Raw genomic sequence first — 12,508 nt, 5'->3', positions numbered from 1 at the left:
CGGGGTGACTCAGCGCACGTCGCAGGTGATCTCCACCGGCATTGCCTGCACCTTCCAGATGTCGCGGCAGTAGTCGCGGATGGAACGGTCGGAGGAGAAGAAGCCGCTGCGGGCGGTGTTCAGCAGGCTCATGCGGTTCCAGTGCATACGATCGGCCCAAGCCAGGCTTACCGCATCCTGCGCCCGCAGGTAATCGGCGAAGTCGGCCATCACGAAGAAGGGATCGCTGCCGGTGAGGTTGTCGAGCAGCGGGCGGAACAGCTCGCCGTCACCGTTGCTGAAGTGGCCAATCTCCACAAGGCGGACGGCTTCTGCCAGCTCGGGGATCGATTGAACGACCTCCCAGGGGCGATAGCCACCCTGCTTGAGGGCTGCGATCTCCTCCACGGTCTTGCCGAACAGGAAGAAGTTCTCTCCGCCGACTTTTTCGCGGATCTCCACATTGGCGCCATCGAGGGTGCCGATGGTGAGGGCTCCGTTCATGGCGAACTTCATGTTGCCGGTGCCTGACGCTTCCTTGCCCGCGGTGGAGATCTGCTCGGAGAGATCCGAGGCGGGATACACCTGTTCGCCCAGCTTCACGTTGTAATCCGGCAGGAACACCACCCGCAGGCGGCCGTCCATGTCGGGATCGGCATTGATCGTTTCAGCAATGCCGTTGATGAAGCGGATGATCAACTTGGCCATGTAATAGCCAGGAGCGGCCTTGCCGCCGAAGATCACCGTGCGCGGGGCCATGCCTTCGGCCTGGCCGTTCTTGATGCGCAGGTATTGGGTGATCACCTGCAGGGCATTGAGGTGCTGGCGCTTGTACTCGTGGATGCGCTTCACCTGCACGTCGAACAGGCTGGAGGGATCCACCAGTACGCCGGTGTTGCGGTGGATGTAGCCCGAGAGTTTGCGCTTCACCGAAAGCTTGGTGTTGCCCCAGTGCTCCAGGAAGCCATGGTCGTGCTGACGCTCTTCAAGCCGGCGCAGCTGTTCCATGTCGGTGATCCAGCCCGGTCCCACGTGCTCGTCGAGCAGGGTGGACAGTTCCGGGTTGGACAGGGCTACCCAGCGGCGGGGGGTGACACCGTTGGTCACGTTGGTGAATTTCTCCGGCCAGAGCGCGGCGAACTCGGGCATCAGTTGTTCACGGACCAGATCGGAGTGCAGCGCCGCCACGCCGTTCACGTGGTGGGCACCGATGGTGGCCAGGTGCGCCATGCGCACGGCCTTGCCACCGTCCTCATCGATGATCGAGAGCTTGCGTTGGATGGTGTCATTGCCTGGGTAGCGCAGACGCACTTGCTGCAGGAAGCGGCGGTTGATCTCATAGATCAGTTCCAGGTGGCGGGGCAGCAGGCTGCTGAACAGGTTCAGGTCCCACTTCTCCAGGGCCTCGGGCAGCAGGGTGTGGTTGGTGTAGGCCACCGAGCGGGTGGTGATGTCCCAGGCCTTCTCCCACTCCAGGTGGCGGTCGTCGATCAGCAGGCGCATCAGTTCCGCCACAGCGATGGCGGGGTGGGTGTCGTTGAGCTGAACCGTCCAGTACTCGGGGAAGTTCTCCACCGACAGGCCGCGGCTGTCGAGGCTGCGCAGCATGTCCTGCAGGGAGCAGCTCACGAAGAAGTGCTGCTGCTTAAGGCGCAGACGGCGTCCTTCATCGGTGCCGTCGTTGGGATAGAGCACCTTGGAGAGGGTTTCGCTGCCCACCTTCTCTTCCACGGCGCCGTAGTAATCGCCGATGTTGAAGGCGTAGAAATCAAAGCTTTCCGTGGCATCCGCCCGCCAGAGGCGCAGACGGTCGCAGGTGTTCACGCGGTAGCCCAGCACCGGCACGTCGTGGGGGACGCCGATGGCGTGTTCGGAGGGGATCCAGCGGGAGCGGTAGTTGCCCTTGTCATCGATGTAGCTCTCGGTGCGGCCGCCGAAGCCCACGAAGCAGGCCTGATCGGGCTGGGGCAGCTCCCAGGGCCAGCCGCCCTTGAGCCACTTGTCGGTGACCTCAACTTGCCAGCCGTCACGGATCAGCTGGTCGAAGATGCCGAACTCGTAGCGGATGCCGTAGCCGGTTGCTGGGATTTCCAGGCTGGCCAGCGACTCCATGTAGCAAGCCGCGAGACGGCCCAGGCCGCCGTTGCCCAGTCCGGGCTCTTCCTCGACCTCGAGGATCTGCTGCAGGGATTCAATGCCGAAGCGTTTGAGCGCTTCTTCGGCTTCCTTCTGGATACCAAGATTCAGCAGGTTGTTGGCCAGCTGGGGACCGATCAGGAACTCGGCTGAGAGATAGGCCACCGTGCGCTGGGGCCTGGCGCGGATCGCTTCCTTGCTGGCGAGGAAGCGGGTCATCAAACGGTCGCGCACCGCATAGCTCAGGGCCATGTAGAGGTCATGGCGGCTGGCGGAAGGAGCGAGTTTTCCCAGGGTGAAGAACAGGTGCTCGGTCATGCCGTCAAACACGGACTCGGCATCCAGGCCGGCACGTTCGGGATCGGCGTAACAGCCTGGAGTGGGCAGGCGCAGGTCGAGGGGCTGGGAGCTACTCATGGGAGGGTTGGCAAAGGGGCTTGGAAACGTTGAAAGAGAGGTCTGGATCAGCGCTGTGGTTCAGACAGCACAGGAGCTGCGGCCCAGGCTCCAGCGCCAGTTGTTGATCTCAGGTGCATCGGTGCCGTGCTCATAGGCGTAAGCGCGGTGCTTGTGGATTTCGTCCTTCATCTGTTCTTTCACGTGGGCGGCCCGGGAGCCGAGAGAGTCCACGCGGTCGATTACATCGATCACCAGGTTGAAGCGGTCGATCTGGTTGCAGATGGCCAGTTCTAGAGGCGTATTGATGTTGCCTTGTTCCTTGTAACCGCGCACGTGGAAGTTGCTGTGGTTCGGGCGGTTGTAGGTGAGGCGGTGGATCAGCCAGGGATAGCCGTGGAAGTTGAAAATCACCGGTTTGTCTGGAGTGAACAGGCTTTCGAAGTCCCTGTCGCTGAGGCCATGGGGATGGTCTTTGGGGTTACCCAGGGAGAACAGCTTCACCACGTTCACGTAGCGGATCTTGAGATGGGGAGTTTGTGAACGCAGAATTTCGATCGCTGCGAGGCATTCCTTGGTGGGGATGTCTCCAGCGGAGGCCAGCACCACATCGGGTTCATCAGGATCAACACCGCAGTTGTCGTTGCAGGCCCACTCCCAGATGCCGGCGCCTTTGGCAACGTGGCGGCGAGCCTCGTCAAGGGTGAGGTACTGCAGGTGCTTCTGCTTGTCCGACACAATGATGTTGGCCACATCGGTTTCGGTGAGGGCCTTTTCAGACACCGCCAGCAAACTGTTGGCGTCAGCCGGCAGATACACCCGGGTGATGCTTCCCTTCTTGTTCCCCGCCAGGTCGATGAAACCGGGGTCCTGGTGGGTGAAGCCGTTGTGATCCTGCCGCCACACGGTGGATGAGATCAAGCAGTTCCAAGGACCGATCGGCGCTCTCCAGGGGATCTCTTCGCAGTGCTCCAGCCACTTGCAGTGCTGGTTGTACATCGAGGCCACGACGTGGGCGAAGGCCTCGTAGGTGTGGAAGAAAGCGTTCCTGCCGGTGAGCAGATAGCCATCCATCATCCCCACCAGGGTGTGCTCAGAGAGCATCTCCACCACGGCGCCGTCGCGGGCTAATTCGCTGCCGTTGAGGTCTTCGGGCAGGAAATTCGCCATCCAGGCCTTCTTGGTCGTCTCATAGACAGCCTGGAGGCGGTTGGAGGCCGTTTCGTCTGGGCCGAAGAGGCGATAGGCACCGGGGTTGTGGTTGATCAAATCGCGGATCAGTTCCCCAAGGGGGTAAGTGTTCTCCTTTTCGGTGGTACCGGGGCTCTCGACCGGGACTTCGTAGTTGCGCAGCTCCGGGAAGCGCAGATCTTTGCGCAGCACCCCACCGTTGGTGTGCGGGTTGGAGCCCATGCGGCGATCACCCGTGGGAGACAGCGCCCTGATCTCCTCGCGCACGGCGCCGTTGTCATCGAAGAGCTCCCAGGGGCGATAGCTCTTCATCCAGTCCTCGAGCAGGCGCAGGTGATCTGGGTTGGCTTTCACATCACCGATCGGCACCTGGTGAGCGCGCCAGAAGTTCTCGATCTTCTTGCCATCAAGTTCCTGCGGACCGGTCCATCCCTTGGGGGAGCGCAGCACGACCATCGGCCAGCGGGGGCGGAAGGCTTCACCACTGCCGCGGGCCTCCTCCTGGATCGCCCGAATTTCGAGCACGGCCTGCTCCATGGCCACGGCCATCTTGCGGTGCATCTCCATTGGATCGGAGCCTTCCACGAAGATCGGCGTCCAGCCCAGCCCGCGGAACAGGCTTTCCAGCTCGTCGTGATCGATGCGGCTGAGGATCGTGGGGTTGGCGATCTTGTAACCGTTGAGGTGCAGCACTGGCAGCACGGCACCGTCTTTGATCGGGTTGATGAATTTGTTGATGTGCCAGCTGGTGGCCAGAGGCCCGGTCTCCGCTTCCCCATCACCCACGCAGGCGACCGTGATCAGCTCCGGGTTGTCGAACACCGATCCAGCCGCATGGGAGAGCACGTAGCCGAGTTCACCACCCTCGTGAATCGAACCGGGCATCTCCGCAGTGCAGTGGCTGCCGATGTGTCCTGGGAAGGAAAACATCTTGAAGAACTTCTTCAGGCCGTCTTCATCCAGCGACTTGTCGGGATAGCGCTCGGTGTAGCTGCCGTCGATGTACACCGGCCCGCGGGCGCCAGGGGCCCCATGGCCAGGACCGGACATGTAGATCATGTCCAGGTCGTAGGTGTTGATCAGCCGGTTGGCGTGGGTCCAGATGAAGGCCTGGCCTGGGCTGGAGCCCCAGTGGCCCAGAAGACGGTTCTTGATGTGCTCGGGCCGGAGCGGCTCCCGCAGCAGCGGATTGTCTTGCAGATAAATCATTCCCACCGCCAGGTAGTTGGCGGCCCGCCAGTAGGCATCAAGGCGCTGCAGTTCGTGATCCGAGGGCGCCTGGAGGTTGTCCGCGCCTGAGACATGCAGGAAGGGTGTAACCGTCATGCGAACCGCGAAGTGTTTGCTGGGTAAGCGGAAGGTAGCCAGCTCAACCGGGGGCGCTCGTTAAGAACCGCACATCCTCATCGTGGCCTGGCCCACGCCGTTTCGGCATGGGTGCATGCGGTGCAAAAACCCATTTGCAGATAAGGTCCGCGGGAGAGGCTTTAACGATTCCGATGCTCGCTGCAGCGATGCCGCCCCTGCTGGCGGAGATCTCAGCCCACGACCTTGAAATGGCCGAAACCCTGATCGGGGTGGCGCGTTTCGCCTTGATCTTCGTGGCCGCGCGACTGCTTGCTGAGGTGCTGGTGCGCCTTCAACTGCCCACCATCCTCGGAGAACTGCTCGCTGGTGTGTTGATCGGTGCCTCTGGCCTGCACCTGCTGGTGCCTCCGGAAACGCAGGTGGAGCTCAGTAATGGGGTGATCAGCCTGGTGAGTGGCCTGGTGAATGTTCCCCCGGAGGCCGTGCCGGACATTTACAACGAGAGCTTCCCTTCGTTGGAATCGGTAGCGGAGCTCGGGCTCTATGCCCTGCTGTTCCTTACCGGTCTCGAGAGTGAACTCGAAGAACTGATCGCCGTTGGCGCCCAGGCGTTCACCGTGGCCGTGGCCGGAGTGGTGCTTCCCTTCGCCCTGGGTACCTGGGGACTGATGGCCATCTTTCATGTGGATGCCATCCCGGCGATCTTTGCCGGTGCCTCGATGACGGCCACGAGCATCGGCATCACGGCCAGCGTGTTCGGTGAACTCGGTTTCCTCAAAACCCGGGAAGGGCAGATCGTGATCGGTGCGGCCGTTCTCGATGACATCCTCGGCATCGTGATCCTGGCGGTGGTAGTGGCGCTGGCGTCCGGCGGCTCCCTGGAGATCGGTCCGATCGTGAAGTTGGTGGTGGCGGCCGCCGTGTTTGTGGTGGCGGCGATCGGTCTCAGCCGCACTGCCGCTCCGGCCTTCGACTGGATGATCGACAAGCTGAAGGCACCGGGAGAAGTCTTGGTGGGCTCCTTCGTGATCTTGGCCCTGAGCTGCTTCACCGCCACAGCCATCGGCCTTGAAGCTGCTCTCGGAGCCTTCGCGGCCGGCCTGATCCTCAGCAGTTCAAAGCACAACCACGCCATTCAGCAGGCGGTCCTGCCGATCGTGACCCTGTTCGCCACCATCTTCTTCGTGCTGGTGGGCGCCGGTATGGATCTTTCGGTGATCAATCCTTCCGATCCCTCCAGCCGCACGGCGCTTGTGGTGGCCGGCTTCCTTCTGGTGGTCGCCATCATCGGCAAAATCGCCGCCGGCTGGGCCTTTGTCAGCAAGCAGCCCACCCGCCGGTTGGTGGTGGGTCTGGGGATGATGCCCCGCGGAGAGGTTGGTCTGATCTTCCTGGGCCTCGGCACCAGCGCCAAGCTGCTGTCGCCCTCACTTGAGGCCGCCATCCTGTTGATGGTGATCGGCACCACCTTCCTGGCTCCTGTGCTGCTGCGCCTCGTGCTTGGGGGCAACAAGCCCGATGACGGCGACAGCGTCAGCGACGACGTGGCAGCAGAACCGGTGGGCCTGCTTTAACGCCGGGCCAGACTTAGAAACAGACCCCAGCCGATGGTGATCAGGGCCAGGCTCGAGGCCCAGCCTGGACCGAGGGCCCATCCCAGGATCAGCTGCATCACCACCCCCACGGCCAACGCCAAAAGCAGGCTGCTGATCACCAGGGCGGCCTGACGCCACGACTCATTCAGCGGGCCGCTTTCCAGGCTCGCTTCAAACCGGCTCAAGGGTCCGCTGAGCGGTATGTAGAGGGCCAACGCCCAGAACAGTCCTCCGCTGAGGGTGGCTCCCTGAAGCAATGGGCTGACGCTGTCGTCGAACATCGCGGTGTCGGCGGTCCGGTGGACCACCTGAGGAATGGGACGCCTAGCATCGCGGGCCAAAGCAGTGGGTGTGGTGAGCAACGACCAGGCAGCGTGGTGGCAGTTCAATGGCCATGCCGTGCACGGTCTGTGCGCAGGGTCAGAGCTGGACCAGAACCCCCAAGTACTGGAGCGCCCGGCACTCCTGCTCGTTCATGGGTTCGGAGCCTCCACAGATCACTGGCGGCACAACATCCCCGTGCTGGCCCAGACCCATGAGGTGCATGCCGTGGATCTCCTCGGCTTCGGTCGCAGCGCCAAGCCCGCAGGTCTCACCTATGGAGGCGCGCTCTGGCGTGATCAGCTGGTTGCCTACGTGCAGGAACGGATTGGCCGTCCCACAGTGATTGCCGGCAATTCCTTGGGTGGATTCGCTGCCTTGGCCGCAGGTGCTGCTCTTGGGACACAAGCGGCTGGGGTGGTGCTGCTCAATGCCGCGGGTCCCTTCAGTGATGAACAGTCCGCCAGCCCAGGGGGGTGGGGAGCCATCACCCGGCGCACCATCGGCAGCGCTCTGCTCAAAAGCCCGGTGCTGCAGCGGTTGCTGTTTGAGAACCTGCGAAGGCCCGCCACCATCCGTCGCACGCTGCGGCAGGTGTACATCGACAAGACGAATGTCGATGACCAGCTCGTGGAGTCGATCAGACGTCCGTCGCTGGACCCGGGAGCCTTCGGTGTGTTCCGCACTGTGTTCGATATCCCGAGCGGTCAACCCCTGGATGAGCTGTTTGCCCATCTGCGGGCGCCGTTGCTGCTGCTGTGGGGGATCCGCGATCCCTGGATCAATGCCGCTGGACGGCGATCCAGCTTTCAGCGCCATGCTCCCGAGAACACCACCGAAGTGGTGCTCGACGCCGGCCACTGCCCCCACGATGAGGTTCCCGATCAGGTGAACCGGGCCTTGCTGGACTGGTTGGACGCGCGTGTTTGCAGGAACACCTCGGATTCGCAGCCAGCCCGGTAATTTCCGGCCAATCTTGGGTGTCCAAGTCCTGTGGCTATGACCTTCCGCCAGCAGTCCGCTCCCTACGCCCACTGGGAATATGTGCATCCCAGCAGCGGTGATCGCCTGAGGGTCGTGCCCGAGCGCGGTGGTCTGGTGAGCGAATGGCTCTGCAATGGGCGCGAAGTGCTCTACTTCGATCAGGAGCGCTACTCCGATCCTGCCAAGAGCATCCGCGGCGGCATTCCCGTGCTGTTTCCCATCTGCGGCAACCTGCCGAACGACAGCCTGCCCCTGGCTAGCGGCACCTACACCCTGAAGCAACACGGTTTCGCTCGCAATCTCCCTTGGACGGTCGAACTGCTCGAGGATCAGAGCGGTGTGCGGCTCTGCCTCGTTGACACGGCCGAAACTCGGGCGGCTTATCCCTTCGCCTTCCATGTGCAGATGGAGATTCGCCCTGTTGCGTCCGCTCTGGAGATTGTGACCACGGTTTCCAACACCTCCGAGGCCGGTGGCGAGGCCATGCCGTTCAGCTTCGGCTTGCACCCCTACTTCAACGTGACCGATCTGGCCCAGACCCAGCTCGAGGGTCTCGCCCCCCGCTGCCTCAATCACCTTGAGATGGCGGACGCTGAGACGGCCTCACAGTTGGGTCGTCTACCCGATGGCGTGGACTTCCTCACCCGTCCGTCCGGACCGGTGACTCTGGTTGACACAGCGGCTGGCACCCGTCTGCAGCTGCAGCACCAAGAACCCATGGACCTCACGGTGGTCTGGACCGAGCCCCCTCGCCCGATGGTGTGCCTTGAACCCTGGACGGGGCCGCGGCAATCGTTGGTCAGTGGCGATCGCAAGCTGGAACTGAGCGCCGGCCAGAGCACCACCCTCACCTGCCGCTATGAGGTGAGCGATTGTGATTAAGTGCCATTTCCTGCGCTGAGCGAATGAGGGTCAAGAATCTTTTTCTTCATCTTGGCCTTCCTAAGTGCGGTAGCAGTTCGATTCAGTCAGCGTTTTCTCTTTGTCCAGAGCATGTGGACAAAGACGGTGATCCCCTTCGTTACATTGCGATGATGAAGGGAAGGGTTCTGAGTCCCGAGCTCGTCAAGGAGCGGGCCCAAAGAAACGCGTTTGGTTACACATCAAGTGCCGCAGCTGAAATCCTTGTCTGTCGTCCACAACGTTCAAAACAACAGGCCTCCCGATTCTTTAAGGAGCAGTCAGGCGCGTCTCTGTTTCTCTCGAATGAGGGCTGGGCACAAGCTTTTTCTCTCCCAGGGTTTTGTGAGGAGATCAACGACCTGATTGAGGTCTGCTCTCCGATTAAGACCACGATGATTGTTGTGGTCCGTCCTCCGGTGGAATGGATCAACTCCGCATGGTGGCAATGGGGTGCCTGGCAATCGGAGCCCAACTTTGAGCGCTGGTTTCCAGTGATGTTGAAATCACTTCAATGGCATTACAAACTGAACATCGTGAAGGAGCGATTCCCTAAGGTTGATCTACGAGTGTTGCCCCTCAAGCCCACCCTTCTGACGGACATCGCAATGCTGTGTGGGTTGGAGGCAACGGCATTTGCTTCTGTTGGCAGTGTTGCCAATTCCTCGCTTCCTGCGGTTGTTCTAAGGCTTTACCAAGCTTTCCCTGAACTGCGTCCGGGGCCGCATGCCTCTGGAATCGATTTTTCAATCCTTCGTGCACTGAATGACCATTCGACTGCTTTTCGACGGGCTCCATGGGTGATCAACAGGGAACTGATTCAGCAGATCCTCACGCAAACAAAAACCAGCAGTCAGGCTCTGACGGCTTGGATGTCAGAGCAGGATGCTGCAGATTTCAAGCAAGACCCGCGTTGGTGGTCTTCCGATGCCTATCAAGACCGCGAGTATGAACATCCTCAGATGCAAGTCCACAGCTTTGATCTGGCGAAGTACGCCAAGGTGATCACCATTGCTTACCGAGAGCTCCACCTTCAATCACTTGCGACTACCCAGGAAGCGACCCCAGGCAGTCGGCCCCGGGAGAGTTGAAGCCTCGGGTCGAACTGACGCTTCACCGCTTCGATCAGGGGCCTGGAGGGAGCATCCAACCAGGCGTCCAGCGCCTGCTTGTTGTCCGGTTCTGACGGTTGAGTCAGCACCGTGACCTCACCTCCCAGGCGCACCACCTGTCGGCGCAATGCTGCAATCGCATAGGTGGGGGTTGCCGGGCCCTGTGCCTGCCAGGCATCGCCGCTGCCTGTTCCTGCGGCCAGTTGACAGCTCCAGCCTTGCAATCGCTGGAAGGTTTCGTCGTTCAGCAGGTCGATACCGCGTGCCGGCGGCAGGCTCAGGCGTAGCAACCAGGCTGGGTCTGACGCTTGAGGGATTGGGGCTGGGAGTGGATGGCTCCATGCCTGCCGTTCCGTCTTCAGTCGCAGGTCATCGGCCAGGGCTTCGATTTGACTCAGCTGTGCGTCTACGGCGGCATCGCTGATGCTGGCCACCCCCAGCCTGAGGGTGCAGCCCTGGTCGGGTGTCGTTTCCCAGTTGATCCAGTCTGGGGTGAAACCGCCGCGGATCACCGCTTGGCGAAGGGGCTCCAGGCCGGACGGCTCTCCGCGCACCAGCAGCAGGCGACGGGCCTTGCGGATGGGCTGCACCCGCAGGGTGACTTCCGTGATCAGGGCCAAGCTGCCCCAGCTGCCGCAGAGCAGCCGCATCAGGTCGTAGCCGGCCACGTTTTTCACGACCCGCCCGCCGGCCTTGGCGGTAACGCCATCACTGCGCATCAGGCCGATGCCGATCAGTTGATCACGCACCCCCAGATGCCGCTGGCGGAGGCTGCCGGAGAGCCCTCGGGCCACCAGCCCTCCCACTGTGCCGGCGCTGCTCCCGAGCTCCCTCGCGGTGCCCCAGGGCCAGTCCACCGGTAGCCACTGATGGTGTTCGGCCAGGGCGTTCTGCAGATCGGCCAGGGGCAGCCCGGCCTCCACGGTGATGGTGAGGTCATCCACGGCGTGGTCGATGATCCGGTTGAATCGGCGGGTGCTCACGGCTGGGCCTGCCTGCTGAAGCGGCGGCCCCCAGTGCAGGCGACTTCCCAGCCCTGCAGGCGTCCAGGGACGGCCACTGCCATGCAGGTCGCGCACCAGCGCGCTGAGCTCAGCTTCGCTGTGCGGCTGCAGCAGCGTCTCGGAGAAGGCCTCAGTGATGGTGGGACTGAACGCGCGAGATGATCGTGCCATGACCATTGTCGTGATCGACGACGATCCCACCGGGTCCCAGACGGTGCACAGCTGTCCGTTGTTGCTTCGCTGGGATGTGGACAGTCTGCGCCGGGGCCTGCGCCATCGTTCATCGCTTCTGTTTGTGCTGGCCAACACCCGTGCGCTTCCCCCCGAGGAAGCCGCTCAGCGCAACCGGGAGATCGTGGATGCACTCCAACAGGCTTTGGAGGCCGAGGCCATCCCCGAGTCCGAACTCCTGCTGGTGAGTCGGGGCGATTCCACGTTGCGCGGCCACGGTGTGCTCGAACCGGCCGTTCTCGCTGAGGAGCTGGAAGCTCGTTTTGGGCCTGTGGATGCCACCTTGCATGTGCCGGCCTTTCTGCCTGGGGGGCGCACCACCGTGGATGGGGTGCATCTGCTACACGGCGAACCGGTGCACACCACGCCGTTTGCCCAGGATCGGCTGTTTGGTTTCAGCACCAGTGCTCTCGATGCCTGGCTTGAAGAAAAGAGTGCTGGAACAATTCCGGCGCACTCGGTGCTGCGCCTGGGACGAGACCTGCTCGATCGTGCGGTCGACGAGGTCCCTGAGGGCGGAGAAGCTCTGCTGGACTGGCTGTTGGCTTTGCGGGGCAATGCGCCGGTGGTGGTAGATGCCGAGTGTCCGGCGCAACTCGATGCCCTCGGGGTTGCTGTGCACCGGTTGGAGGGGCGCAAGCGCTTTCTGTTTCGCGCCGCCGCGAGTCTGATCAATGGTCTGGTGAACGCTGGCAAGACTCCTTTAGGGCCCCAACCCCTCTCTGCAGCAGGTCTGGCCAGCCTGCGTCGTCGGGATTCAATGGGGGTGGCCTTGCCCGGATTAGTGCTGGTGGGCTCCCATGTGCCCCTGGCCGATGTGCAATTGGCGGAGCTGCTAACGGATGACCGTTGTGCCGGCCTGGAACTGCCGGTGGCGCGGATTGCGCGGGTGCTGGAGGGAGGGACGCCCGACCTGCTGCTGGCTGATCTCGAGCGCGAGTGGGGGGAGCATCTGCAGGCATGTCTGGCCAGGAGGCGCACACCGGTGCTGTTCACCAGCCGCGGAGAGCTCACGTTCGGCGACGGTGCTTCGTCCCAGAGGCGGCGCCTGCAGTTCGGCTTGGAGCTGGCCCAGCTCACAGCCAGGCTGGTGGCGGCACGGGCACCTCAGCTGGGCTACGTGATCAGCAAAGGCGGCATCACCACCGGCACCCTGCTGGCGGAGGGGCTGGACCTGGAGGCCGTGCAGCTCGAAGGGCAGTTGCTGACGGGCCTGTCACTGGTGCGTCCTTTGGTGCCTCGAGGGTTGCCTTGGGATGGGCTGCCGATCGTGACCTTCCCTGGGAACCTGGGGGATGCAAGCACCTTGGCGGAGGCTTGGCGGCTGATGGAGTCAGGCTGAGTCAACAGC

9 protein-coding genes are annotated in these 12,508 nt (G+C 62.5%); 5 read left to right on the top strand and 4 right to left on the bottom strand.

The window, feature by feature from the left end:
* Positions 1-9: 9 nt before the first annotated feature.
* Positions 10-2,532, bottom strand: a complete 2,523-nt coding sequence (locus tag WH7805_RS07610; protein ID WP_006042454.1) for a glycogen/starch/alpha-glucan phosphorylase — start codon at positions 2,530-2,532, stop codon at positions 10-12.
* Positions 2,533-2,592: 60 nt separating this feature from the next.
* A complete protein-coding gene (locus WH7805_RS07605; RefSeq protein ID WP_006042453.1) occupies positions 2,593-5,028 on the bottom strand; it encodes a phosphoketolase in 2,436 nt (811 codons plus the stop codon).
* A gap of 188 nt (positions 5,029-5,216) precedes the next feature.
* Here WH7805_RS07605 and WH7805_RS07600 point away from each other — a divergent pair, with 188 nt between their 5' ends.
* Positions 5,217-6,584: a cation:proton antiporter gene (locus WH7805_RS07600; RefSeq protein ID WP_038005236.1), complete on the top strand. Its 1,368-nt coding sequence runs from the start codon at positions 5,217-5,219 to the stop codon at positions 6,582-6,584.
* Here WH7805_RS07600 and WH7805_RS07595 read toward each other — a convergent pair.
* Positions 6,581-6,886, bottom strand: coding sequence for a hypothetical protein (locus WH7805_RS07595; protein WP_006042451.1), 306 nt, complete (start codon positions 6,884-6,886; stop codon positions 6,581-6,583). The genes WH7805_RS07600 and WH7805_RS07595 overlap by 4 nt on opposite strands.
* 34 nt (positions 6,887-6,920) lie before the next feature.
* Here WH7805_RS07595 and WH7805_RS07590 point away from each other — a divergent pair, with 34 nt between their 5' ends.
* From WH7805_RS07590 to WH7805_RS07580, 3 genes are all read left to right on the top strand, one after another.
* A complete protein-coding gene (locus WH7805_RS07590) occupies positions 6,921-7,889 on the top strand; it encodes an alpha/beta fold hydrolase (RefSeq protein WP_006042450.1) in 969 nt (322 codons plus the stop codon).
* A 36-nt stretch (positions 7,890-7,925) separates the two neighbouring features.
* Positions 7,926-8,792 (top strand): galactose mutarotase, encoded by an 867-nt coding sequence (locus WH7805_RS07585; protein ID WP_006042449.1) that lies wholly within the window; start codon positions 7,926-7,928, stop codon positions 8,790-8,792.
* A 149-nt stretch (positions 8,793-8,941) separates the two neighbouring features.
* Positions 8,942-9,901, top strand: a complete 960-nt coding sequence (locus WH7805_RS07580; RefSeq protein ID WP_232198982.1) for a hypothetical protein — start codon at positions 8,942-8,944, stop codon at positions 9,899-9,901.
* Here WH7805_RS07580 and WH7805_RS07575 read toward each other — a convergent pair.
* Positions 9,844-11,097 (bottom strand): FAD-binding oxidoreductase, encoded by a 1,254-nt coding sequence (locus WH7805_RS07575; RefSeq protein ID WP_006042447.1) that lies wholly within the window; start codon positions 11,095-11,097, stop codon positions 9,844-9,846. The two genes, WH7805_RS07580 and WH7805_RS07575, sit on opposite strands and share 58 nt — an antisense overlap.
* Between WH7805_RS07575 and WH7805_RS07570 the strand changes: the two genes are divergently transcribed.
* Entirely contained in the window at positions 11,096-12,499 is a 1,404-nt protein-coding gene (locus WH7805_RS07570; RefSeq protein WP_006042446.1) for a four-carbon acid sugar kinase family protein, read from the top strand. The genes WH7805_RS07575 and WH7805_RS07570 overlap by 2 nt on opposite strands.
* Positions 12,500-12,508 lie beyond the last annotated feature (9 nt).

The sequence above is a fragment of the Synechococcus sp. WH 7805 genome (assembly GCF_000153285.1).
Classification (GTDB): Bacteria; Cyanobacteriota; Cyanobacteriia; order PCC-6307; family Cyanobiaceae; genus Synechococcus_C.
The sequence above is the reverse complement of the archived record's forward strand: the minus strand, read 5'-3'. Positions and strand labels throughout refer to the sequence as shown.

Coding starts and splice junctions, on each gene's coding strand:
- WH7805_RS07610 (WP_006042454.1), bottom strand. CDS start 2,532: ATGAGTAGCTCCCAGCCCCTCGACCTGCGCCTGCCCACTCCAGGCTGT.
- WH7805_RS07605 (WP_006042453.1), bottom strand. CDS start 5,028: ATGACGGTTACACCCTTCCTGCATGTCTCAGGCGCGGACAACCTCCAG.
- WH7805_RS07570 (WP_006042446.1), top strand. CDS start 11,096: ATGACCATTGTCGTGATCGACGACGATCCCACCGGGTCCCAGACGGTG.
- WH7805_RS07600 (WP_038005236.1), top strand. CDS start 5,217: ATGCCGCCCCTGCTGGCGGAGATCTCAGCCCACGACCTTGAAATGGCC.
- WH7805_RS07590 (WP_006042450.1), top strand. CDS start 6,921: ATGGGACGCCTAGCATCGCGGGCCAAAGCAGTGGGTGTGGTGAGCAAC.
- WH7805_RS07580 (WP_232198982.1), top strand. CDS start 8,942: ATGATGAAGGGAAGGGTTCTGAGTCCCGAGCTCGTCAAGGAGCGGGCC.
- WH7805_RS07595 (WP_006042451.1), bottom strand. CDS start 6,886: ATGTTCGACGACAGCGTCAGCCCATTGCTTCAGGGAGCCACCCTCAGC.
- WH7805_RS07585 (WP_006042449.1), top strand. CDS start 7,926: ATGACCTTCCGCCAGCAGTCCGCTCCCTACGCCCACTGGGAATATGTG.
- WH7805_RS07575 (WP_006042447.1), bottom strand. CDS start 11,097: ATGGCACGATCATCTCGCGCGTTCAGTCCCACCATCACTGAGGCCTTC.